Source organism: Bacillus sp. FSL E2-0195 (genome assembly GCF_038003645.1).
GTDB classification, from domain to species: domain Bacteria; phylum Bacillota; class Bacilli; order Bacillales; family Bacillaceae_G; genus Bacillus_A; species Bacillus_A mycoides.
Genome location: NZ_JBBOPN010000001.1, coordinates 3,452,279 through 3,477,135 on the forward strand (window position 1 = coordinate 3,452,279; position 24,857 = coordinate 3,477,135).

General features: G+C 34.5%; 19 protein-coding genes. 3 read left to right on the forward strand and 16 right to left on the reverse strand.

Features of this window, described 5'->3' with window-relative positions; genetic code table 11:
* Positions 1 to 13 precede the first annotated feature (13 nt).
* The 4 genes from MHH59_RS17765 to MHH59_RS17780 all read right to left on the reverse strand — a co-directional run bounded on the left by MHH59_RS17765 (position 14) and on the right by MHH59_RS17780 (position 6,558).
* Positions 14 to 3,376 (reverse strand): tubulin-like doman-containing protein, encoded by a 3,363-nt coding sequence (locus tag MHH59_RS17765; RefSeq protein WP_016127404.1) that lies wholly within the window; start codon positions 3,374 to 3,376, stop codon positions 14 to 16.
* An 83-nt stretch (positions 3,377 to 3,459) separates the two neighbouring features.
* Positions 3,460 to 5,556: a vWA domain-containing protein gene (locus MHH59_RS17770; RefSeq protein ID WP_098632817.1), complete on the reverse strand. Its 2,097-nt coding sequence runs from the start codon at positions 5,554 to 5,556 to the stop codon at positions 3,460 to 3,462.
* A 255-nt stretch (positions 5,557 to 5,811) separates the two neighbouring features.
* Entirely contained in the window at positions 5,812 to 6,150 is a 339-nt protein-coding gene (locus MHH59_RS17775; protein WP_002185202.1) for a VOC family protein, read from the reverse strand.
* Positions 6,151 to 6,222: 72 nt separating this feature from the next.
* On the reverse strand, positions 6,223 to 6,558 hold the full coding sequence (locus MHH59_RS17780) for a hypothetical protein (RefSeq protein WP_002185200.1): 336 nt from the start codon (positions 6,556 to 6,558) through the stop codon (positions 6,223 to 6,225).
* 138 nt (positions 6,559 to 6,696) lie between these two features.
* Between MHH59_RS17780 and MHH59_RS17785 the strand changes: the two genes are divergently transcribed.
* The gene (locus MHH59_RS17785) at positions 6,697 to 7,098 is read left to right on the forward strand and encodes a hypothetical protein (RefSeq protein ID WP_016096373.1); all 402 of its coding nucleotides are present in this window, start codon (positions 6,697 to 6,699) and stop codon (positions 7,096 to 7,098) included.
* Between the two features lie 40 nt (positions 7,099 to 7,138).
* Here the strand turns inward: MHH59_RS17785 and MHH59_RS17790 are convergent, their stop codons facing one another.
* The 9 genes from MHH59_RS17790 to MHH59_RS17830 all read right to left on the reverse strand — a co-directional run bounded on the left by MHH59_RS17790 (position 7,139) and on the right by MHH59_RS17830 (position 18,597).
* Positions 7,139 to 7,858, reverse strand: coding sequence for a class I SAM-dependent methyltransferase (locus MHH59_RS17790; protein ID WP_340851990.1), 720 nt, complete (start codon positions 7,856 to 7,858; stop codon positions 7,139 to 7,141).
* 83 nt (positions 7,859 to 7,941) lie between these two features.
* Positions 7,942 to 9,636 carry a peptide ABC transporter substrate-binding protein gene (locus MHH59_RS17795; RefSeq protein WP_002167846.1) on the reverse strand — a complete coding sequence of 565 codons (1,695 nt, stop codon included), beginning with the start codon at positions 9,634 to 9,636 and terminating at the stop codon, positions 7,942 to 7,944.
* Between the two features lie 417 nt (positions 9,637 to 10,053).
* Positions 10,054 to 11,769, reverse strand: a complete 1,716-nt coding sequence (locus tag MHH59_RS17800; protein WP_078178701.1) for a peptide ABC transporter substrate-binding protein — start codon at positions 11,767 to 11,769, stop codon at positions 10,054 to 10,056.
* 281 nt (positions 11,770 to 12,050) lie between these two features.
* Positions 12,051 to 13,748: a peptide ABC transporter substrate-binding protein gene (locus tag MHH59_RS17805; protein ID WP_078178700.1), complete on the reverse strand. Its 1,698-nt coding sequence runs from the start codon at positions 13,746 to 13,748 to the stop codon at positions 12,051 to 12,053.
* Between the two features lie 347 nt (positions 13,749 to 14,095).
* Positions 14,096 to 15,133: an LCP family protein gene (locus MHH59_RS17810; protein WP_340851993.1), complete on the reverse strand. Its 1,038-nt coding sequence runs from the start codon at positions 15,131 to 15,133 to the stop codon at positions 14,096 to 14,098.
* Positions 15,134 to 15,150: 17 nt separating this feature from the next.
* On the reverse strand, positions 15,151 to 16,149 hold the full coding sequence (locus MHH59_RS17815) for a hypothetical protein (protein ID WP_002128480.1): 999 nt from the start codon (positions 16,147 to 16,149) through the stop codon (positions 15,151 to 15,153).
* A 12-nt stretch (positions 16,150 to 16,161) separates the two neighbouring features.
* Positions 16,162 to 16,695 (reverse strand): RNA polymerase sigma factor, encoded by a 534-nt coding sequence (locus MHH59_RS17820; RefSeq protein WP_000864747.1) that lies wholly within the window; start codon positions 16,693 to 16,695, stop codon positions 16,162 to 16,164.
* A 209-nt stretch (positions 16,696 to 16,904) separates the two neighbouring features.
* Positions 16,905 to 17,711, reverse strand: a complete 807-nt coding sequence (locus MHH59_RS17825; protein WP_340851995.1) for an ABC transporter permease subunit — start codon at positions 17,709 to 17,711, stop codon at positions 16,905 to 16,907.
* A complete protein-coding gene (locus MHH59_RS17830; protein WP_002167840.1) occupies positions 17,704 to 18,597 on the reverse strand; it encodes an ABC transporter ATP-binding protein in 894 nt (297 codons plus the stop codon). Before MHH59_RS17830 ends, MHH59_RS17825 begins: the two co-directional genes overlap by 8 nt.
* A 164-nt stretch (positions 18,598 to 18,761) precedes the next feature.
* Here MHH59_RS17830 and MHH59_RS17835 point away from each other — a divergent pair, with 164 nt between their 5' ends.
* On the forward strand, positions 18,762 to 19,355 hold the full coding sequence (locus MHH59_RS17835) for a TetR/AcrR family transcriptional regulator (protein ID WP_340851997.1): 594 nt from the start codon (positions 18,762 to 18,764) through the stop codon (positions 19,353 to 19,355).
* Positions 19,356 to 19,450: 95 nt separating this feature from the next.
* Here the strand turns inward: MHH59_RS17835 and MHH59_RS17840 are convergent, their stop codons facing one another.
* Positions 19,451 to 20,419, reverse strand: a complete 969-nt coding sequence (locus MHH59_RS17840; protein ID WP_078185260.1) for a helix-turn-helix transcriptional regulator — start codon at positions 20,417 to 20,419, stop codon at positions 19,451 to 19,453.
* Between the two features lie 59 nt (positions 20,420 to 20,478).
* Between MHH59_RS17840 and MHH59_RS17845 the strand changes: the two genes are divergently transcribed.
* Entirely contained in the window at positions 20,479 to 20,922 is a 444-nt protein-coding gene (locus tag MHH59_RS17845) for a VOC family protein (RefSeq protein WP_078185259.1), read from the forward strand.
* A 56-nt stretch (positions 20,923 to 20,978) separates the two neighbouring features.
* On the opposite strand, the gene MHH59_RS17850 is transcribed toward MHH59_RS17845, so the two are convergent.
* Positions 20,979 to 22,010, reverse strand: a complete 1,032-nt coding sequence (locus tag MHH59_RS17850) for an oxidoreductase (RefSeq protein WP_002128492.1) — start codon at positions 22,008 to 22,010, stop codon at positions 20,979 to 20,981.
* A gap of 423 nt (positions 22,011 to 22,433) precedes the next feature.
* The gene (gene parC, locus MHH59_RS17855; RefSeq protein WP_340852000.1) at positions 22,434 to 24,857 is read right to left on the reverse strand and encodes a DNA topoisomerase IV subunit A; all 2,424 of its coding nucleotides are present in this window, start codon (positions 24,855 to 24,857) and stop codon (positions 22,434 to 22,436) included.

The following is a 24,857-nucleotide window of genomic DNA, read 5'->3' on the forward strand; positions in this document are numbered from 1 at the left end:
CCCTTTTCACTCATTATACATTCGTTTTTGGCACTTCTTCTTCATCGGGAACATGTAATATATTTTGCCATTTTTTATAAGGCGCACTATTTGGATCCACATACCCTTTCGCATATGAACGATCCCACAATTGTTTCATAAACATCTCTTTCTCTTTCTTCGCAACCATATCTGCACCTGTTCCGTAATAGTTTTGGAAATACAGCTCAATTTCATCAAGGAATAGCCTTAACAAATCGTCAGATGTTTCTTCTAACGTCGGGTCATATTTTGCCTCACGGTCATACATTAAAATCATATCTAAAATATTATGAACATGCTCTTTACGGAGCCATCTTATATCTTGAGCGCCTAATACAAATGCATGTGTATATAAATGTCCACCTTGTATCATTGCCTTTTCTTGTTCTTCTTCAAATCGTGACAAGATGTTTTCATAAATAAACGGATTATGAAGCAATGCTCTGTGCAACTTATAACTTTCACTTGAAATATTTTTCCCCATCGACTGAATTAAAAAGCTACGGCCGACACCGTTATATTGATACACGAACTGTCCATCAACAGCAACTAAGCTAATCCAGCGATACATATACGCGTATAGAAGAGCACGATTACATTTATCGTAATCTAACTTCGTTTGCGTTGCATTCAAGTCTGGCATAAAGGCTGGTAAGTGCCAATATTTATCTAAATGCGGCGTCAAACTAGATTTTTTACTATTTAATTTGTTCACGCGGCGATAATACGATTGAAAATAATCACCTTTATCGTTCATAAAACCATTCGCAATATGTCCAGATGAAAGCTTAGGAAAATCTTGTAGCGATAATCCGTAATGAGCACGATAACAAATCACTTCAAATGGTGAAAACGCCTCGTTTACCGTATCTTTTTCTTTAAACATTTCTTGCAATAACTCTTCTTGCAATTCTTGTTTTAAAGATGGATGTACGCCCCAATATTGTAATTCTCTATGATGAGAAACTTTCGGAACGAACGGACTTGCTAAATGGAAAAGATCTTCAATTTTTTCACGAACGTATTCATCACGATCACGCTTCTTGAAATCTGCTTCTTTTCGCAATGCTTCAACGATATTAAGCTCTAATTTGTCACGATAGCGCACTTGAAGTTCGTCATAACAATAACTCAATATATGTTCACGATAGAAGTCTTCCACCTTTTTCGACTGAATTTCTTCGGCTTTCGCATCACGACAATATTCCCCGTACAAGCTCATATAAATTTCGGACGATATATCTTTCGGTAATACACCTAAATTTAAATGTTGCTGCATATCTTGCCAAATCTTTTCTTGCAATTTCTCTTCAGCTAATACGTATACATTCGTCGGGTTCGTTTTCCCCTCAAATTCCTTGCTTCGTTTTTGGATTTCAAACAATAAATTTTCACGTGTTTCGTATAAATTATCAAAGAATCTTTCCCAATATTGAATCATTTTATCAACTGCTTGGTATAGCGATTGATACACGAGTTCTAACAACATTTCTTTACGATACTCACTTAATTTGTGTACGTACTGCGTTACAATATCTTCAAATTCTTTTTTAAACAAACGCTGCTGATTATTAATCATTTTTCCAAACCAGCCTTGTTGCTGCGCAATTTCAACGCGGCGAACAGCCGTTACAGTTCCATCAATATTACTCACATTAAATTTCTTATCGTAGTTTTGAATTAAATTACGCTTTTGTTCATTATTTTCATGTAGTCGATTCATCTTCTCTACTAACTGCTTACGAATTTCATACAGCATAAAACGTGCTGCAACTGGATGAACTGGATCCGTTTTCTTTAAAAACCATGTATTTAATTGGTAAGACTGTCCTTCTGAGCCACTCGGTGTAAAGCGGTCTGATTCGATCATGTCATATAAAAGGGTAGTAACATGCTCATGTACACGGCTCGGAATGGCATAAGCATATAAACGAACCGCATGATCAACTCTCGCTACTTCCCCCTTCATTTGTTCCATCATTTTAAGCTTCGCGGCCGATATTTTGCACTCATGCTGCAGGCGGTTTAATTCCTCATCTTTTTGCACTGTACGGTGTACGTAACTCTCTACAGCATCTAAAAACAATTTTGATTTTGCAACACCGGGCTTACCACCCTCTGCCCCTTCACGTGTTTCATGGTACATTTGTCTATAAAAAATATGAGCTTGTTCTGGCCGAGTAGCAAGATGCTCTAAGTCTTCTAAATAACTTTTCCCGCGCTCTGGCTTTTCACGCTGCATACCGCGTTTTACATCTTGATCGTATCTTTGCCTCTTCTCTTGAAATAGTTGATCTAAATGAAGCCAAGATTCATCTAAGCCTTGAACCGCCCATTTTAAAGCACAGTATTTCAAAACGTGCTCATACGGATAAATAAGTTTTGCCGTTCCTGCTCCGCAATATCTCCCTTTCCCACTCGATTCTGCCAATTGCTGAATTTGATTATCTTCTTGTGCAAAATGATTTGCAGACATTGGACTAAATAACTGTAAATAAATCGTATTTGCCATTTGCTCCATATAATCCGATAAATTGTGCAAATGGTGCCCATGTAAATTTTCATAATCATATAAGAAACAATAATTGTACGGTAAATGATGCTGCTTTATCGTATGGTTTGTTCTTCCATCTTCATCCACTTGATCAGGACGATATTCTAATTCAATCGTTACGCCGCCTCGTTTTGATAATTCACCAGTCGACCCAAGCGTAATAGCGTGCAACTCTTTTAACGATGCATAACCATTCGCTTGCACAGTTTCAAACTCTTTCGCACTAACCGTTCTCGTCTTAACTAAAACATCTGGCATTAAAAACGCACCGCGAATTAAAATGTTATGATGCTGCAATTTCTTCCGGAGCATCTCACGCAAATATAATGCGATTTGTAAAAACATCCCTGAACCTGTTCCGCCGGCTAGTGACGTTACAATAATGACACGTACACCATATTCGGTCTGATCACTTGTAACTGGAAAAATCTTCTCGATTTCTTGCCAAAATGATGTGAGTTTATCTTCTTTCATCGCAGCACGTAACGCTAACCGTGAAATGACGCGTAACTGTCCAGCCCCTTCTGTTAACGGTTTATCGAGTATAGTCGGGTCCATCGGAAACCACTCTGGAATCGTTGGATCTCCCGCAATATACTCTCTCGGTGTTTTACTCGAGCTCGTTTGCGTCTTAAACTTCCGAATATGATCAAATTTACTCAATGTATTCACATCTGTATCAAATACATGCATCGCTACCTTTTTACGACGCTCCTCAGGTAATCTTTCATATATTTGATGTGTGACAGTACTACCGATTCCACCTAAGCCAATTAAAATTGTTGGAACTTGTAATGTCATGTGAACCACCTTCCTATTCTTGCTTGTTTGAAAAGAAGAATAAAGAGAGCCGGGCCTCCTCCGCCCCTCTTACACCCTATCTACTATTCACATTCGTACCGGTAAATCTCCTTACCATATCCTCTATCAATTACTAAAAGTTCATTTGGATACAACGTCTTATGCTCCATTCCTACCTCTTCCTCTGTTATAAACATCCCATCAATAATCATCCCAACCACTTGCGATTCTTTTGCTACAAATATAGATTTCGATCCTTTTTTCGCTATTAATGTTACAGATTGCACCGTCTTTCTTTCTGCTCGGAATGGAATGCCAAAATAGTGCTTCCACCATTTATTTTTAAGTAACTCTGGTTCAGATTGATAAAGCCAATCTTTCGCTACTTCTTGATCCCATTCGTAATATAGTAATGCTTTCCGATGAAATCTCGGACGAACAATCCATCCTAAAATAATAATTCCTACTATTAAAAGTAATAAAGTAATAGGAATTACAAATTTAAAAACGAGCGCATACTTCTCAAAAAACGGCGCATTTTCAATGTGCAATACAATCTTTTCCTTTACTTCTTGTAATTTTGAATCATTGATCGTGATGGTAGCCTCTACGGTGCCGGTATCTGTAAAATTGAATGTGTCGGAGTAATAAGGTCGAGGATAAACATAAACTTGACTACCATGCTGTTTTAATTCATAGTTGATCGATTGATTCGATGTGACACCAGTAGATTTTAATAGTTTCTTTACAGCCTCTTCTGTCATCGGTTTACCATTTAACTGGGGCTGTAAAATAAATGGTTTACTATTTTCTAAATTTGTTACCTTTTCTTCATAATCTTTCGTAACAGCTTGAAGTGTTAATTTTGGTTTTTCAGCTGGTTCAATCTTGAATTCTTTCGTCTGTCTATAAAATCCCTTTATATTCATATGGACTTTCCCACGTACTAACTCTTTACCAATCTTTGTCTCGTAATAAAACACATGTCTTTTATCATCCCACTTCATCGGATACTGCTTTCCGTCTATTTCTACTTCTGCTTCGAAATAAGAAGTTTGAATTGGTAATTCAGTAGGTTTCGCTTCAATAACAGCTGTCACACCTTCATACATTTTCTCAACATTTTTTCTATCTTTATCATCTTTGTCGTACGTAGAAACAGTATAATTAAGCGCTGGTTCAACAAGTACTTGTAATCCCTCTTTCTCAATGTCCTGATCCACTTCTATCGTATATGTCCCTGGCTTAATCACTTCCTGATTCGCTGTACTTACATGCACTATATTTCCGAATAATTTAGCTTCTCCTGGTGCATGTATAGAAAAAGAAGACTGCAATTGTAACGGTTTGGAAAGTTGCATAACTTTATAATTAGACAAAGAAGGTGATTGTCGTACAAGCGTCATACGCTTTAATGGAAACGGTGTTGTAATCTCTACTTTTTTCCCTACTATTTTCGTTTTGACAATCGATTCAACAGAAGAAAATGGATCACGATTTGCAACTAATGCTGCCACTTGATTCACACTTTGTACAATACCATCCTCACCGCTAGACGGCATGACAACTCCATTCATTTCTTTTTTCCAAATCTCTTTAAACGTATTTAACTGCAGCTTCTCTTGCTGCCCTAAATCCTCTTCCATCGTGATTAAAACTGGATGTAAAGAGATCTTTTTCGAATCCATTTCTTTCTTAAACTGCGCTAACTTCTGTGTAATTTGTTCTTTTCCGCCAATCTTATCTTTCTCCAAATCATTAAATGCCCCGTCAGTTAATACAATAAGCCAAAATTCACGTTTCCCATCTATATCTGCTTCCTTTTTTATAGATTGCATCGCCGTTTCTACTGCGCTAAATGGAGTATTTAAATATGTTTTCCACGCCCCAATCCCCTCAATTTCTGTTTGCCTTTGATCCTTTGTTAATGAAATGTTTAATGGAGCATCCGGCTTACTCATTGGAACGTAAGAAAATTTATCTTTCTCATCTAATAGCGCAACTAAACTTTGCAAGGCGTAATTGGCATACTTCCAGCGATCGTTATTTCTCATGCTGCCCGAATCATCATATACAAGTGAAACGACCCTTTCCTTTGCCTCCTCTCCTTTTGCAAAAACTGAAAAAGGTAAACATATAAATAGAAACAGCATGAACGTGGCACAAATTCGAATTTTCATGATGAGGCTTCGCCACCTTTGTAGACAAATTCCTATGTTTAAATTTATGAGAGGAAACAAGATATATGACTTGTATTTTAGGACAACGAACGCACCTTAACTTTATTATGTAAACATATATATAACTTGGTAATATTCCTTCTAGCATTTTCTATCCAATTATATAGGTAAAAAAGCCTGTTTAAGCTCCACCCTTAAAACAGACTTTTCCTACTTTTAAAATTGAAAACTCTTAACAAAAAGTTTGATTTTTAATCAGCACATCACTTCAATTGTATATCCTCCAGGTGCTTCGACATAAAACGTATACGCATGTGCATGTTTAGGCGGTTCGACTGAAAATCCGTCTTTCTTCAATCTTTGATTAATTTTATTAACTTGTTCTTCATTTTTTTGTGGAAATCCTACATGAAATGTTTTTGGATAATGAACTTCTTTTCCCTTCATTAAGGTTAATATAAACCCATCATTATCACGCATAACTGCGAAGCCATTTCCCGTTGTTCCACCACAAGTTAAACCAAAATACTTTTCTAAAAATTCTCTAGCAGCTGTTACATCTGTAACTGTTAAATTAAGATGATTAATTTTCAATTCACTCACCTTCTTTCTTAATTTTCTAACATTTTATCATATAAATAAAAAACACGCCTTTCACAGCGTGTTTCATTGCTTCACATATACCTCAACAATTGGATTATCTTTATTATCTGCATGTAAACGTATATTCTCTTCACCCGTATTATAAATGCTAGCTACCAGCATAACTGTTAACAAATTCGGTATTTTCGCATCACTCCCATATTTTCGTTCAAGAGCTTCTGTATACTCGAAATCCAAATCACCCTGCACATATGTATACACTTCAAAACCATCTTCCAAATTACAAACTACTGTATCTATAATATCCGCTCCTACTTGCTTCTTCATTTCACCTCGCAATGCTTCTATAAATTCTTCCCAAGGAACTTCGTACGTCTGAAATTGATCTGTAGATTTCATTTCATTTCCTCCTCACTATATATCCTGTTCGTATATTTCCCCTTTCCTATAACAATTATGATAGATAGGTCATTCGTACAAGCCGCACTTGTCCCCCTTACATATCGTATTACTGTAATGGGGGAAGGAGGAAAGAACATGCATAGACAAAAATGTTATAATACATGCCAACGTTATTTCGGAAAAGTTGTTCGAATTGAAGATCGTGATGGTCATATCCATTTAGGAAAAATAATAGACGTGACAAATGATTCTGTTTGGATTGAGCCAGTACAGCAGCGTTCATCTTTTGATACAGGATTTGGATACCATGGCGCATATTCAAACGGCGGATGTGATATTTGCGGCGGTCTTAGCAGATGTGATAACTGTGGATTTGGATGTGGTGGTGGATTCGATGGTGGATTCAGTGGTGGATTCGGTGGCTGCGGATGTGGCCGTCGTGGTTGCGGCGGTTGTGGCTTTGGTGGCGGCTGGGGATTTGAACTCGGATTTGGCTTTATTTTCGGAATTACTTTGGCTGCATTATTTTTCATCTAACATAGTAAAGAGTTGACTATCTTTAGCCAACTCTTTTTCTCTATTTCTCACATATAAAAATGCGATGCCCTAAAATATGTTGATACATAAGCAGTACTTGTTCGTGTTGCACCCACGCCTCATACAATTCTTCCGGAATAAACGGTGATACATTCCACTCTGGCTCTTCCATATGTCCTGCAACTGTTTCTGCAATAGTTCCGCCACCCCCAATTGTAATTCTTTTAAAATTTGCTGCTTTAAATAAATGAATCCACTCATTCTCAGTTAATAATTCTTTCATACCGTATAACTGTCCAATCTTTTCCTCCTCTTTCTTCTCAATATGTTTTTCGGTAATCATTTCAATGACAACAAGCTTTCCATCCTTTTGTAATACACGATAACATTCCGAAATAACCTTTTCTTTATTTGTAAAAGCGAGTATAGATTCTCCAAGTACAAGCTCAAAAGAATCATTTAAACACGGTAACCCTTCTACATCGCCTTGAATCAATTGTATATTTAAACCATCAAACAACCATCTATCTTTCGCTTTTTGAATCATAATTTCATTCTTTTCAATCGCTGTTACTTTATAACCGAATTCTTTTGTCATGTAAGCCGCTGTTTTCCCCGTACCACAACCTATCTCAAGGACATCCGCTCCTTGTTTTAGAGGCAGTTGTGCTAGCAATTGTTTTGTTAACGTAAAACCACCAGGATGAGCACTTCCTATTCCGTAATAAGCTAAGAAATCGATGTAAGTATTTCGTTCCATGGGATTCTCCCTTTTTTATTTTATATATTCAAGGAAGAAAGAAAAGTGCATAGAAAAAAGGGCGCATCACGCGCCCTCTCAGCTTATTTTTCCTCACCGATATATGCCCATTTGTAGCTATAATCTCCACCAACTGGGTGGTGAACAATACCTTTTACTTTTGCTCTTTGAACGATAGCATCACCACGTTGATATAATGGTGCAATTGCTGCATCTTCAAGTAACATTTTCTCAGCTTTCAGTAAGCTATCCCAACGCTCTTTCGTTTTCGTTAATAGCTCGCCTTTACCTTTTTCTACAATTTCATCATATTTCGGATTTGAATATCCAGTTTGGTTATGAGGTCCGTTTGTAACGAACATATCAATGAATGTCATTGGATCTAAGTAGTCAGGCCCCCAACCAGCGTAAGATAAATCATAATCTAGATCTGATTCTAATTTTAATTTTTGTTTAAACGGCTGATTTTTCAAATTCACTGTTAATCCTGGTAAATTCTTCTCAAGTTCTCCTTTTAAGAACTCTCCTACTTTTTTCGCACCATCACCATCATAATTTAATAATTCTACTGTTACTTGATCTTTTCCAAGCTCTTTTTTCGCTTTTTCCCAATGCTCTTTGGCCTTTTTCAAATCTGTTTTTAAAATATCTCCATTTTCTTTACGGAAGTCTTTTCCATCTGGACTCTTCGCAAATTCTTTTGGTACTAAGTAATCTGCCGGTGTAGACCCGTCATTTAAAATAACATTCGTTAAACCTTTTTTATCATACGCCTTTGCAATCGCTAAACGTAAATCTTTACTCTTTAACACTGTATCTTGCCCACCACGTTTTTGGTTTAAACGTAAGAAGTAAGTTGACGGTGTTTTTTGTGTAAAGAAATCAGGATTTGATTTATATTTGTCAACAAATTCAGATGTAAGTCCTGAACGATCAATTTGTCCACTTTCATATAAGTTTACACGTGTACCGCTATCTTTTACTACGTTAAAGTTGATTTCTTCTAACTTAACTGTTTTATTATCCCAGTATTGTGCATTTTTCTTTAATTTCCAACCTTCTTCATGTTTCCAGTCTGTTAATGTAAATGGTCCGTTGTATAACGTTGTATCTGATTCCAAACCATACTTTTCCCCTTTTTCTTTTACGAATTTTTCATTTAACGGATAGAATGTTCCGAATGAAGTTAATTCAACAAAGTAAGGAACTGGATTTTCTAATTCTACTTCTAATGTGTAGTCATCTACAGCTTTTACGCCTAGCGTATCAAGCTCTGCTTTTCCTTCATTAATTGCTTTTGCATTTTTCACATCAAACATAATGTATGCATATTCCGCTGCTGTATTTTTATCTACCGCACGTTTCCAAGAGAATACGAAATCTTTCGCTGTTACAGGCTCTCCATTTGACCATTTTGCATTTTTATTTAATGTAAATGTATATTTTTTACCATCATCACTCTTTTTATATGATTCAGCAACCCCTGGTGTTGCTTTATTATCTTTATCCAGTCGATATAAACCTTCCATTACGTTGTTTAAAGCAAGAAACGATACTTGGTCTGTCGCTTTAGCAGAATCCATAGATGGAATCTCTTGGCTCTCTGTTAAATTCAACACTTGCTTCGCTGCTAATTTTCCGCCTTCTTTTTCACCGCTTTTTGGTGTTGTGCTTGCCTTATCTTTTTCCCCTGATCCAGAGCAAGCTGTTAATGCCATACTCATTACTAGAACTGGTGCTACAACCGCTGTTAATTTTGTCATCTTTTTTCTCTTCATTTTTTTGTACCCTCCCCAATTATATGTACGATATTAACATTTAGAGATTCTCTATTAACTTTCGTTATCAGAAAATTCTTATTAATTAATATTCTACTGTTTTTTCGAGTTTTGTAAAGTAGTTTTGTAAACTTTCTAAATATTTATTTTTTTATGATAGTAACTTGTTGTTTTAACTACTATATGAATTATCCCCCGTCTACTATATGTAAACATATCTCCTCTTATTCTTCGCTATTGCTAAGTTCTATATTTTTCTTATAAAAATGATATCACTAGCTATTTTATTGAATCCCTTCTACTATTCCTACAGTAGAATTTTAAAGGTGACCTCAAAATTCCCATGTGTCTTATTCTCATATTCATACAAAAAAAGCATTTCAAAAGCATATTAACCACTTTTGAAATGCTTTCATATTATTTCTTTCCGCCATCCTCAGTTACATACGCCCACTTAAAGCTATATTCTGGACTAATGTTGTGTTTCACAATTCCTTTTACATTCGGTTTCATTACATACGATCTTCCTGTTTGATATAAAGGAACTAACCCTGCATCTTCTTCAAGGAATAATTTTTCTGCTTTTCCTAACGCTTCCCAACGTTTCTTCGGATCAGACAGTAATTCATTACCTGCTTTTTGTACCATTTCATCGTATTTCGGGTTTGAATAACCCATTTGGTTATACGGGCTCTTCGAGTCAAACATATCAATAAATGTCATTGGATCCGCATAATCTGGGCTCCAGCCTGCATAAGAGATTTCATAATCTTGCGCTGACTCTAATTTTAATTTTTGTTTGAACGGCTGAATTTTCGTATTAATCGTTACACCTTTTAAATTTTTCTCAATTTGATCTTTAACATAATCAGCAATCTTTTTCGCAGTTCCATCATCATAGCTTAGTAATTCAATTGTAACTTGATCTTTTCCAAGTTCCTTTTTCGCTTCTTCCCATGCAGCTGCTGCTTTTTTCGTATCTTGTTTCAGACCATTTTTAAACGTATCTTGGTAATCTTTACCATCAGGTCCTGTCGCAAGCCCTTTTGGAACCAATTGATCTGTTGCTTTTGATCCATTATTTAAAATAACGTTTGCTAAGCCCTTTTTATCAACTGATAACGCAATTGCTTCACGAAGTTTTTTGCTCTTTAACGGTGTATCTTGTCCGTTACGCTTTTGATTTAAACGTAAGAAGAATGTACTTGATTCTGCATACTCACCGTATTCATCTTTATTCGATTTATATTTATCTACAAATTCTCCTGACAGTAATGTAAAGTCAATCGATCCTGTATCATATAAATTTACTTTTGTAGCCACTTCTTTTACAACGCTGTAATTAATTTCTTCTAATTTCACAGTCTTATTATCCCAATACTTATCATTTTTCTTCAGCTGCCAACCTTGTTCATGTTTCCACGATGCCATTACAAATGGCCCGTTATACAATGTTGTATCTGCTTCTAAACCGAATTTCTCTCCTTTTTCTTTTACGAACTTTTCATTTAAAGGATAATATGACGGGAATGCTAATAGGTTTAAGAAGTACGGTACCGGTTTTTCTAATTCTACTTCTAGTGTATAATCATCTACAGCTTTTGCTCCTAATTCTGTTGCAGGTTTTTCACCTTTATTAATCGCTTCTGCATTTTTAATATAGTAAGCAATAAATGCATATTCTGCCGCTGTGTTTTTATCAAGTAAGCGCTGCCATCCATATACGAAATCTTTCGCTGTTACAGGATCTCCATTTGACCATTTCGCATCTTTACGCAGTTTAAACGTATATTTTTTACCATCTTCGCTTTTCGTACTTGATTCTGCAGCAGCCGGAATAGGCTTATTATCTTTATCAAGACGATATAATCCTTCCATTGTGTTCCCTAAAATTTGTGCCCCTAACGTATCAGTAGATTTAGAAGTATCCATCGTTGGAATCTCTTGGTTTTCCGTACGATTTAATACTTGCTTCGCTGCATATTTAATATCAGATTTTTTTTCTTCCCCACTATTAGATGTAGTAGTCGTTTTCTTCTCCCCACCTGATCCAGAGCACGCTGTCAATGCAACACTCATTGCTAAAACTGGTACTACAACCGCTGTTAATTTTTTCATCTTTTTTCTCTTCATTTTTATACCCTCCCTAATTATATGTACATTACCAACCCTTGAGAGACCCCTTGTTAACGATTTATTTTTCAGAAAATTATAACTAATGTTATTCTACTCTTTTTTTCACGTTTGTAAATAGTTTTATTTTAAATATTCTGATTTTTATCTTCATAAATTAGTATGATTTATCCCCCATCTACTATATGTACGTACTATACGCCTTATTCTTCTCTATTTAACTGAACTAAAAAAAGCATTTCAAAGTAGCTAAGCTACTTTGAAATGCTTTTTTAACTCTATTATTTTTCAGTCACGTATGCCCACTTAAAGCTAAATTCTGGACTGATATTATGTTTTACTACACCTTTTACATTTGGTTGTAAAACATAAGAATCCCCACGTTGATATAAAGGTACAATCGCTACATCTTCTTCAAGTAATGTTTTTTCAGCTTTTCCTAACTCTTCCCAACGTTTCTTCGCATCGCTCATTAATTCCGTTCCAGCTTTTTTCACCATGCCGTCATATTTAGGGTCAGAGAAGCTCATTTGGTTATGAGAATGTCCAGTCTCAAACATATCTAAGAACGTCATTGGATCTGCATAATCTGGATTCCAACCACCGTATGAAATATCATATTGTTGCTCAGATTCTAATTTTAGTTTTTGCTTAAATGGTTGAAGTTTAATGTTAACTGTTACACCTTTTAAGTTCTTCTCAATTTGGTCCTTAATATATTCTCCAACTTTTTTCGCATTACCAGTATCATAGTTTAAGAATTCAATTGTAACTTGTTCTTTACCAAGCTCTTTTTTCGCTTCTTCCCAAGCTGCAGCAGCTTTTTTAGCATTTGGTTTTAAACCATTTTTAAACGTTTCTTGGAAGTCTTTACCGTCTGGTCCAGTTGCTAAACCTTTTGGTACTAAGAAGTCAGCTTCTTTTGATCCATCATTTAAAATTACGTTTGCTAAATTCTTTTTATCAACTGATAGTGCAATTGCTTCACGTAACTTTTTACTCTTTAATGGTGTATCTTGTCCATCACGTTTTTGGTTCATACGAATGAAATACGTACTCACTTGTGAATATGTTCCGAATTCATCTTTCTTATTTCTGTATTTATCTACGAACTCTCCAGTTAATAAAGCAAAGTCAACTTGACCGCTATCATATAAATTGATAAGAGTTGCTGGTTCTTTAACAACACTGAAGTTAACTTCTTCAAGTTTTACAGTCTTTTTATCCCAATATTGATCATTTTTCTTTAATTGCCATCCTTGTTCATGCTTCCAATCTTTAAGAACGAACGGTCCATTATAAACTGTTGTATCAGACTCTATACCGAACTTCTCCCCTTTTTCTTTTACGAATTTTTCATTTAATGGGTAGTACGATGGGAATGCTACTAAGTTTAAGAAGTACGGTACCGCTTGCTCTAATTCAACTTCAAGCGTAAGATCATCTACCGCTTTCACTCCTAATTCAGCTACAGGTTTTTCACCTTTATTAACCACTTCTGCATTTTTAATTGGGAATGCGATAAATGCATACTCAGCAGCTGTTTTTGGATCTAATAGACGTTGCCAAGCATATACGAAATCTTTCGCCGTTACTGGATCTCCATTTGACCATTTTGCATCTTTACGCAGTTTAAATGTATATTTTTTACCATCTTCACTTTTCGTGCTAGATTCTGCTGCAGCTGGAATAGGCTTATTATCTTTATCCAGACGATATAATCCTTCCATCGTATTCCCTAGCATTTGTGAAGATACTGTATCTGTTGATTTAGAAGAATCCATCGTTGGAATCTCTTGGTTTACTGTTCGATTCAACACTTGTTTTGCCGCTAATTTTCCCTCTGACTTGCTATCTCCACTTGAGTTTGTGCTTGTCTTTTTATCTCCGCCTGATGTAGAACATGCTGTTAATGCCATGCTCATTGCTAAAACCGGTACTACAACTGCTGTTAGTTTTTTCATTTTTTTCTTTTTCATTTTTGTACCCTCCCTAATTCTAAACGATAGCTATTTAAGAATTTTCTGATAATTCTGTTTTTCTTTATATATTTATCAGACGATTCTTACTACTTCTTATTCTACTAATTTTTTAAAATTTGTAAAGTGTTATTATTGAAAATTGTTAAAAAATTATTTTCTTACAGTAATATTCATAAAAATTCCATATAGTTTTTTAACATCATTTATTATCGTTACATATACACTAATTTAATAGTGTTAATGATACTTTCCAATAAATAGACTGTAGATTGTCGTTAATAAATAATGTATATTCTAGAGATCTCTTTCCTACAAAAACAAAAAAAGCAGATATAACATCCGCTTTAATTTCCCTCAATTTGCTTCTCACTTAATCCAAGATGTGTTCTGAGTGTATTACTCAAATTTTGCAAGTCTTTTTTATTAGGATTATAATAATATACACGCTTCCCATTTGGGCCATTTGGTAAATATAAATCATCACCGTTCAGTTGAATCTTCTCAACTGAACAATCTAAACCATATTTATAAAAAGATAAAATATCATCCAATGCTAAATTTGTTTTAAAATCGCCATCGACGGCCTCAACCATTTTCTCCAGTTTTGTAATAGACCCTACACTTTTTAATTTACTTAAAATCGCCTCAATAACAAGTTGTTGGCGCTGTCCCCTCATTGCATCACTATCAATATGACGAGTTCTCGCCAAAGCAAGTGCTTCTTCTCTCGTTAATTTTTGAACCCCTTTTTTCAAGTGAATCGTATCAGGTTCATCTTTACTATTTTGTTCAGTAAATTCAACCGGGACATCTACCTCAACACCATCGAGCCCATCGACAATTTTAATAAATGACCCAAAATTAAATTTCACAAAATAATCTACCGGTACTTGCAGCAACTTTTCTACTGCCTCAACAGAAGCTTGTGGCCCTCCATCCTTTCCGTTTTTAACGAAACCACTTCCATATGCGTGTGTTATTTTATCTTTTTTCTTTTCGATTGGAACATATGTATAAGTATCTCTTGGTATACTGGTTAATTTCACTGTCTTATCTTCTTTATTAAACGTAGCTAACAATAATGCATCCGTATGAAATGCACCATTATAGCCCTTTTGCCGTTCTTGATTTTCATCAATCCCCATAATTAACATTGAAACGTTGTGTGTAATTGGCTTTACAGCTTTCTCACGTAAATTTGATTTTTCACCACGCGATAAGTTCAAATTAGATTTTTGTACGAGATTAGAAGTTTTCATATATACATAAGCACCATACCCCACTCCGCCAAATAGTAATACTCCTAACAATACACTTATGATCGTTGTCTTTTTATATTTTCGTTTATTTTTCTTTTCTCTTGAAGGAGAGGTATTCTCCATATAGTTCCCTCCGTTTTCTATTCATCTAATATGTTTTTCAATTTTTCATAATTAGTGCTATCCTTTTGAAATACATTCTCTTTCAATCCTTTGTTTATTTGTATCCATTCAGTCGTAATCGAATATTGAATCATACCTTCATGGAAACTAAGGAACTTCAACATAATCCCCGTATTTTTCTCTACAACCATTTCAAATTTCCCACTCAAATCTTCAGATGTACTTACAGGCATTTCTATGTTTATTACCCCTTCTATTTTGTAGCAATCGAGTCCAAGATACTTCGTTTCTTTATAACTCCAATCTTTATATCGAATTAATAGATCAGCAAATTCTGATTGAATACTGTACTTAGCGAATCCCACATATTCGTCATCATACCGTTTCTTCTCACCTGATTTTCTCAACAACCTTTCCATAGGGCTTAATTTTAATAGTTCATTATTTCTTTTTTTAGGGATCCATCTCGTCTCTTTATACGTATTATTCTTATCATTAAACTCTTTTTTTCCGTCCTCGTTATAAATAATCGTGCTTTTTTTCGATAGTTTGTCTTCTTTAGATGAAATACCACTTTGTTTCTCCGTATCAATCACATATTTATATGTTGTAGCAATTCTTGTAGAGCTAGAATATTCTTCGAATTGCCCTGAAACATTTTGGAAATGATCAATTGAATCAAGCATCTTTTGATGAATCTTCTCCTTATCTGGATAATTGACGTTCGACTTTATTTCTTCTTCATTCTCATAATCAGAAAACGCATTCTTCTTTACGTAATTAAACATCCCTCCATTTTGTGCAAAGCTCTGTATAGAAAACTCAGACATAGATACAATTGATAGCGTTAGAACAGCGGCACTAATAAACATCATATGTACTCTATAACTCTTTCTTTTTACAGGAAGATTATGAAGTGTATCATTAATTTTTTCATTTAGTGCCTGTGGCAATACGGTATTATCCTTTTCTATTCTCTTTTTTAATTTTTCATCAAATGATTTTTCTTTATCCATTTTAACCACCTCCTACTCCATCTTTAATCGCTCTTCTAATTGTTCCCTTGCACGTGACAATCTTGATTTAACCGTGCCTTTTGGAATTTCTAAAAGCGTTGCAATACTTTCTTGATTCATATCTTCATAATAATAAAGTACAGTTACAGCTCTTAGTTCTTCCGTTAAAGACTGAATAGCATTACAAAGATCAATATCTTCATATCGATCGAACGCCACCATATTACTATCATGATCCTCAATTACAATTACTTTTTTATAAGAGCGAATTATATTGTTACACTCATTTATTAAAATTCTAATTAGCCACGTTTGAAAAAACTCTTCCTTTTTCAGTTTTTTTATATTTTCATAAGCTTTTAAAATTGTTGCCTGCATTGCATCCTCTATATTCGTCTCATCACGTAACATCGCCTTCGCAATGCGATACATCTTTACTTTTTCTGTATGTATAAGTGTCATAAAAGCCTCATGATTACCCTTTTTTGCTAAAGAAACATCCGTTTCTTCTTTTACAATCATCTTATATAAAGGAATTACTTTCACAATTGGTCCTCCTGTTTCAGCCTCTCTATTAATTAAACTTTACACATATTAGACGGAGTATCCTAGAAAAAGGTTCACTTCTTTTTGAATATTTCTACAAGAAAAAATGTAAACATTCCATTTTGACGATCTACTTAAATGTTTCTCTAAAAGATATCCCTTCGAATTTACAAACGAAAAAAGCCCACTAATTAAGTGGACTTTCTAATTTACAACGGTAAATCCCTCTTCCTAAACACTACAATTGCTACTATGAAGATACAAAGCGCTCCAGCAGTTAAGCCTATACTTACTGGCCATATATTATATGTTCCTTCAGCAATTTCTTTCGGACGAAACAATGTAAATAAAGATATATTTCTCATCCACTCTAACTTATCACTTAATTTCCCTACCATATCTAATACGAAAAATAAGATTGTTAAACTGGCTGAGTAGCTAAGTGCCTTTCTTTCATCATTACATATACAAGAAAAGAAAAATGAATAGGCACTAACTACTAAAAATATAAGCCCTCCGACTATGTTTATTTTCAAAAATAATTCTCGATTTAAGTTATTATCTTTTAAAAACCATTCTGCACCTAATATACCAGCTACATAAGTAACAATTACAATTATTAGTAGCCCCAATATGAGAACAGCAGCTTGTGTAATTGCAATTTGCATCCTTGATACAGGTGTTGCTAATAAATATGCCATCGCCCCTTTATCTACATGACGAGCAATTAAATGCGTTGCAACCGTGACACAAAAAATTGTTAAAATGATAATAAACAATAGACTATAATATTCACCAGCTAAAAAATCCATTACATTTTGAATCGGACTTTCCATTCCAACAATTTTTTTCACACTATCAGGCATGGCACTTATTAATTCATTTAAACCTTTGGCTGAAACCATCGATGGGAATATCCAAATTAATAACCATAAATAAAGAGCTGCACCAGTAGCATAGCTCAATATACTTTTTTTCGTTTCTTTCAAACCAGCTAAAAATAGTTGTTTATTCATGCTTTACCCCTTCTTTCTTCTCGTAATAATGCATAAATAAATGTTCTAAATCCGTCGCTCTCGTTTGAAGTGCAGTTACATTATAGTTTGAAAGTATTTGTAAAACAGTTTGATAGTTTCCTTGCACAATAATTGACGCCTCTCTAGCTTTCACTCCTTCAAATTGCAAATCACATTGTTTAAGAGACTCGATTTCTTCTTGAGATGATACTGTTACATCTATCACCTGTCTTCTCATGCCTTGTAAATCATGAATATTTTCAACCGTTACAAGACAACCATCTTTAATAATAGCTACTCTGTCACAAGTTCTCTCAATTTCAGTGAAAATATGTGATGACATAAGGATTGTTTTTCCTCTTTGCTTTTCCTCTAATATTAAATCTATAAATACTTGTTGCATAAGTGGATCGAGTCCTGATGTCGGTTCATCTAAAATTAACACTTCTGGATCATGCATAAATGCCGCAACTATACCTACTTTTTGTTTCATTCCTTTAGACATTTTTCGAATTGGTGTTTTCACATCGAACTGCAAACGTTCTATCAATTCATCTCGTCTTTTTATATTTTTTAACCCACGCATTCCTTGCATCAAATTTAAAAACTCTAATCCATTCATTCCTTCAATAAAAGAAATCTCTCCTGGTAAATAGCCAACTTCTCTTTGAATTTTCGCAGCATCTTCCCAACAATCTAATCCGAAAATTGTCGCTTTACCAGCCGTCGGTTTTATAAATCCCATTAAATTACGAATCGTTGTTGATTTCCCAGCACCATTTGGTCCTAAGTAGCCAAAAACTTCTCCTTCTTTCACTTCAAATGTAATATCAAACAAGCCTTTTCCATTTGAAAACTGTTTTGTGACATTTTGAACTGAAATCATAAACCCACCTCATTTTTTGAAATATTTAACATGTGATATTTCAAAATTATTGTACTCCTCATCTTTCATATTCGCAACAACTTTTTGAAATATTTATATGTCCATATTTCAAAAATATTGTTTTCAATTATTTTTTCTTGTATATTTTAAATGAGGTGATTGTATTGAACGGCTTTGAAAAAGTGAAAGAAAAGAAAAAACGTGCCATTAAGGATGCGGCCTTTAAATTATTTTCAGAACGTGGATTTAATGAAGTGAAAATAGAACATATTGCAAAAAAAGCAAACGTTTCTCAAGTGACAATTTATAATCATTTCGGAAGTAAAGATGCGTTATTTAGGGAACTTATACAAGAATTTATAATATCTGAATTACAATATTATAAAGAGCTTGCAGAAGGAAAATTACCTTTTCATGATATGATGCAAAAAATGATTGTAAGAAAAATGAATACTGGGGGGTTATTTCAGCCTGATATGTTACTACAAATGATGCAAAGAGACGAAGCGCTCCGAGAATTTATTTATAGTTATCAAAACGAAAAAATCTTGCCTTGGTATTTAGAAATATTAGAACAAGCACAGCGCAAAAATGAAATTAATCCACACCTTTCAAAAGAAATGATGTTACTTTACATTCAAATGTTCACTAAATTAGGTGATGATTTCGGGGCACAGCTTCTTGAAGGAGATCGAGAAAAACATATACAAGATGTAGTTACGATGTTTTTTTATGGACTTTCCGTCCCAGAAAAATAATTTTTTCTAAAGAACAAACAAAATCATAAAAAAGCCCTTTGGATATTTAAATCTCAAGGGCTTTTTCATGTCGAAAAGAATTATTAAAACTAACTTTATCTCAAAGAAGTTAAATGATGTTTTATAGATACTACCTTATTATAGATTAAATCTTTCAGCATGACAGGCTGAATTGAGATAATCGTTTTTCCGAAATTCAAAAAATAACTTGAAATAAAATCAATTTCTTTCTTGTTAAAATAGCCTGTTATAATGTAATTTTCTTTTTCTTTTTGTATCCTCATGGAAGGATAATTCTCTTTATCAAAAATGTCTTTTCCTTCTTGATTAACAATGACAATAAAATCAATTGCATCAGGCTTTCTGTGAAAAGTAGTAAGATAACTTAATAGTTCTTCGAGCTTTTTTGGATTAGTATTGCTTGTTTCCATAATAGAGAGAATTTTATCACATCTAATTATTTGAACATTACTTGTCTCAAAATTAAAAATTTTAGCATACCACTGTCCAAATTTAGATTCTATTCGAATAAATTGGGCGACCAATGCTTTCTCCTCATCTTTTTTCAAATATGTTAAACGATAAACCCGTTCAGCAAAAATCCCCTGTAAAAGTTCTTTTAAGAACGGACTAAAGTTACTATGATTTGTTACTTCAAAGGAAAGCGTTCGTTCCATGATTGAAATATTTTTACTCACATTATCAGGTAATACATGTTTAAATTTATTTTCAAGCGCAATACTTTCTATATTAAATGGCTTTGTTTTGTATCCATTTAATGTAAGAATCGAAAAGTATAACGCATACATTTCATCCACACTAAAATATATTGGTGATAACACACTATTTTCTATAATTTTATAACTTCCATTTCTACCTAGTTCAGAATATATTGGTACACCTATTTCTTCTAATGATTGAATATCTCGTAGAGCGGTACTTTTAGAAATATCATATCTAACCATTAAATCTTTTAAATTAAAATGTCTTTTATTATTTAAGAAAATAAGCATATCATTTATTCGTTCAGTTTTTTTCATATTTCCCTCCATAAAAGGTGTCATGTATTGAAACCTTTTTAGTCTATATTATAATTATTAACTAATAAAGGAGTTATATATTTATGACATTAGAAATAGCTATTTTTCTTTCAATGGATGGGCAAGCAAAGGAGGCAATTAATTTTTATACACGTAATTTAGAAGCCAAGAAGTTAATGATTGTTACGTATGAAGAACTGGCCAAAAGAGATAGTTCTTTTGAAATTACAAATGAAAATAAAGATCATATTGCCCACTCTGTTTTACAAATTGGGAATACAAAGCTAATGATAGCCGAAGATACAATGAACCCTACTGAACGTTATAGCGTTGGAAATAACATGTCACTTTGCATTCAAAGTGCTAATTTAGAAGAAATACAAAGATTTTATAATAATTTAATTTCCGATAAGTATGTGAAAATAATCTCTCCATTAGAAAAAAATATATTTAGTGAAGCATATGGTATTATTGAAGATCCTTTCGGCATACAAATCCAGTTAATGTATGATAAACGATTAAACTAAATAATGAGTCATATTCATATGTTCCTAATAAAAAAGACACGAAATTCGTGTCTTTTTTATTTTACCGCAATGACTCTACCCGTTTCACTACTCTCAGTCGCCAATTGAATCAATTTAATAACGTCTAAACCTTCTTGAGCAGTTACAGGTAGCTTTTCACCATTTAATATGCTATCTCGCACGCCTTTATAATACATGTCATAGCAGCCGACTTCTGTTGGAATACGCTCTAAGCTTTCTTCTGTTTCTAAAGTAGCAAAATTCTCTTCAGAGTCTGCTCCATAACCATTATCCCCTGGCTTCATTCCAGTCTTTAATTGTTCTTCCTGTGAATCCATACCATACTTCACGATAGAGCCTTTATCTCCATGCAGTGTAAAATGTGGTCCAGCTTGCTTTACGTAACTGCTACTATGTAAAATAACGCGCTTCACTCCATAGTGAAGTACAACATGGAAGTAATCATCCACTTCTGCACCTGGTCGTTGTTTTATTACATCTGCGCTTATCGCATCTGGTTTCCCAAATAATGATAATGCTTGGTCAATTAAATGCGATCCTAAATCATATAATATACCTGATCCTGGTAAGTTCTTTTCTCTCCAGCGATCGCGTACATGTGGGCGGAAACGATCGAAATGCGCTTCATATGCGTATACATTCCCTATTCTTTTTTCTTGTAATAATTTCTTTATCGTTAAGAAATCATTATCCAAACGACGATTATGATACACACTTAAAACGACATTATGTCGGTTCGCTAATGAAATAAGTTCTTCTCCTTCTTCAATTGAAACAACGAATGGTTTTTCCACAACAACATGCTTACCGTGTACAATTGCTTCTTTTACATATGGAAAATGGGTTGTATTCGGCGAAGTAATGACCACTAAGTCAATATCAGCTCGATTTACTAATTCATCAATTGTACCAACAACTTCAGCATTTGGTAATGCTTGTTTCACTACTTCTTCTTTTGATGATAAAATAGCACGAATATCGTATTCTTCTATCGTTTGTAATAACGGGATGTGAAATGTTGTACTAGAAAATCCAAATCCTACAATCCCTACACCTATTTTTTTCATGTTGCCCCTCCATTTGTCCCGCTTTAACGGGCAGTAAGATTCCTAACTCAAAATTCAGCGAAAGCAAAGAAATTAGGTGAGGAATCAACTGCTCGTAAAAGCCCGATTGGTTCAACTAATAATCAGTGGGGATAAAGAAAATTCCCACTGATTAAAGTTTCACTTTATGAGAACGATTTCATTTCATTATTATAACAAGATTATTTTTATATACATAATGATTTGCTTAGAAAAAAGCATCTTGCTATCATTCATAGCAAGATGCTCCCTTTATCCCGCATTAACGCGCAGTAAGACTCCCACCTCAAAATAAGGCGAATGCGAGGGAAGTTAGGCGGGAGACCAACTGCCCGTAAAAGCCCGATTGGTGAAGGCTAATAATCAGTGGGGGATGGAAAAAAAACCACTGATTAAAGTTTCACTTTATTCCGTTCTTTTCTTTGTCCACGTTTCAATTACTTCACCAGTATCATTAACATCTAGTACTAAACTACCATTACTATACCGGTCTTTATTTCGAAACGCTTTCGGATCAATTTCTTCTACAATGTGTTTCTCTGTCTTCATGTAAACTAATTCATCATCTCGAACAATTTCAATACCGACAATGCGGTACGGATTACGTTTTAACTCTTTAAAAATTACAAGGCCTCGCTTCGCCCTCGTTGATTTCTCAATTGCCGATGCCTTTATACGTTTCACAGCACCTCGCTGCGTAACGAGAATAAGTTGATCTTTTTCACCATTTAACGGTTTACCAGAAGCAACATAGTCATCTTCTTTTAAATTAATTGCTTTCACACCAGCTGCTCTGACACCAACTGGACTTACTTCTTCTTCATTGAATACAAGTGCATATGCACCATGTGTTGCAAGAACAATATCACTTGTCCCATCTGTCGCAAATATATCAACAACTTCATCATCTTTTTTCAAGTTTACAGCAACGAATGCCCGTGAATAACGCTGCACTTTATATTGGTTTAATTCTGTTTTCTTAATCATACCGTTTCGTGTAACAAATACGATAAATCGTTTTTCTTCTTCAAAATTCGGTACGACTGTTGCCCAAATTAACGATTCATCTCGCTCGAGTGAAACAAGATTCGCAACGTGTTGACCTAAATCTTTCCAACGAATTTCTGGCATTTCATACACAGGAAGATAAATATAATTTCCTTTGTTCGTAAATAAAAGAACGGTTTCTGTCGTGTTTGTATCGAAACGCTCAAGTAAGATGTCACCCTCTTTCATACCGAAGTATTTCCCGTTCGATGCATTATGCGAACGCCAACCTGTTCGTTTCACATAGCCTTCTTTCGTTACAGTAACGATGACATCTTCTTGCGGAATCATAACTTCCACATCGATTTTAATTTCTTCAATTTCCTCTTCAATTATCGCACGGCGATTATCACTATATGTTTTCTTTACTCTCTTCAAATCTGTTTTAATAACTTGAAAAAGTCTTTTTTCACTTTGTAAAATTGACTGTAACTCTATAATTTTCTTACTAAGTTCCGCTGCTTCTTGCTCTAGCGCTGTAATATCTGTATTTGTTAAACGATATAATTGCAGTGAAACAATTGCTTCTGACTGCGCCTCTGTAAATCCAAATTTCGCACTTAAATTATCTTTCGCATTACGCTTATCTTTAGACCCACGGATCGTTTCAATCACTTCATCTAAAATTGATAATGCTTTCTTTAAACCTTCTACAATATGCTGACGATTTTCTGCTTTTCTTAATTCATATTGTGAGCGTCTTGTAACAACTTCTTTCTGATGTCCAATATATGCATCCAAAATCTTAGGTAATGTCATAAGTGTCGGACGACGATTATTTATCGCTACCATATTAAAGTTGTATGGAATTTGTAAATCTGTATTTTTATATAAATAATTTAAAATACCTTCAGCATTCGCTTCTTTTTTTAATTCTACAACGATACGAAGACCTGTACGATCTGTCTCATCACGTACTTCAGCAATTCCATCTAGCTTTTTATCTATACGTAATTCATCCATTTTCTTAACAAGATTCGCTTTATTTACTTCGTACGGAATTTCTGTAATAACGATTTGTTGCTTCCCGCCACGAATCGTTTCAACCTCTGCTTTTCCGCGAATAATAATTTTACCTTTACCTGTTTCATACGCTTTTTTAATGCCATCTATCCCTTGTATAATACCACCTGTAGGGAAATCTGGTCCTTTAATAACTGTTAACAAGTCCTCCACAGAACTATTCGGTTGATCGATACGCATAATTGTAGCATCAATTACTTCTCCAAGATGATGCGGTGGAATTTCTGTTGCATAACCAGCGGAAATCCCTGTAGATCCGTTCACTAATAAGTTCGGGAACATTGCCGGTAATACAATAGGTTCTTCACTCGTATCATCAAAGTTTGACACGAATTCTACTGTTTCTTTATCAAGATCACGTAATAACTCAGATGCGATTGGTGATAAACGTGCTTCCGTATAACGCATTGCCGCTGCTGGATCCCCATCAACACTACCGTTATTTCCGTGCATTTCAACTAAAACATTACGTACTTTCCAAGTTTGACTTAAACGGACCATCGCCTCATATACAGAGGAATCACCATGTGGATGATAATTACCGATAACATTACCTACTGTTTTAGCTGATTTACGAAACGCTTTATCATGTACGTTTCCTTCTACATACATAGAATATAAAATACGTCTTTGTACCGGTTTTAAACCGTCACGCGCATCTGGAAGCGCGCGGTCTTGAATAATATATTTACTATAACGTGCAAAGCGGTCACCTAACACGTCTTCAAGCGGGAGGTCATGAAACTTCTCTGCCTGCAT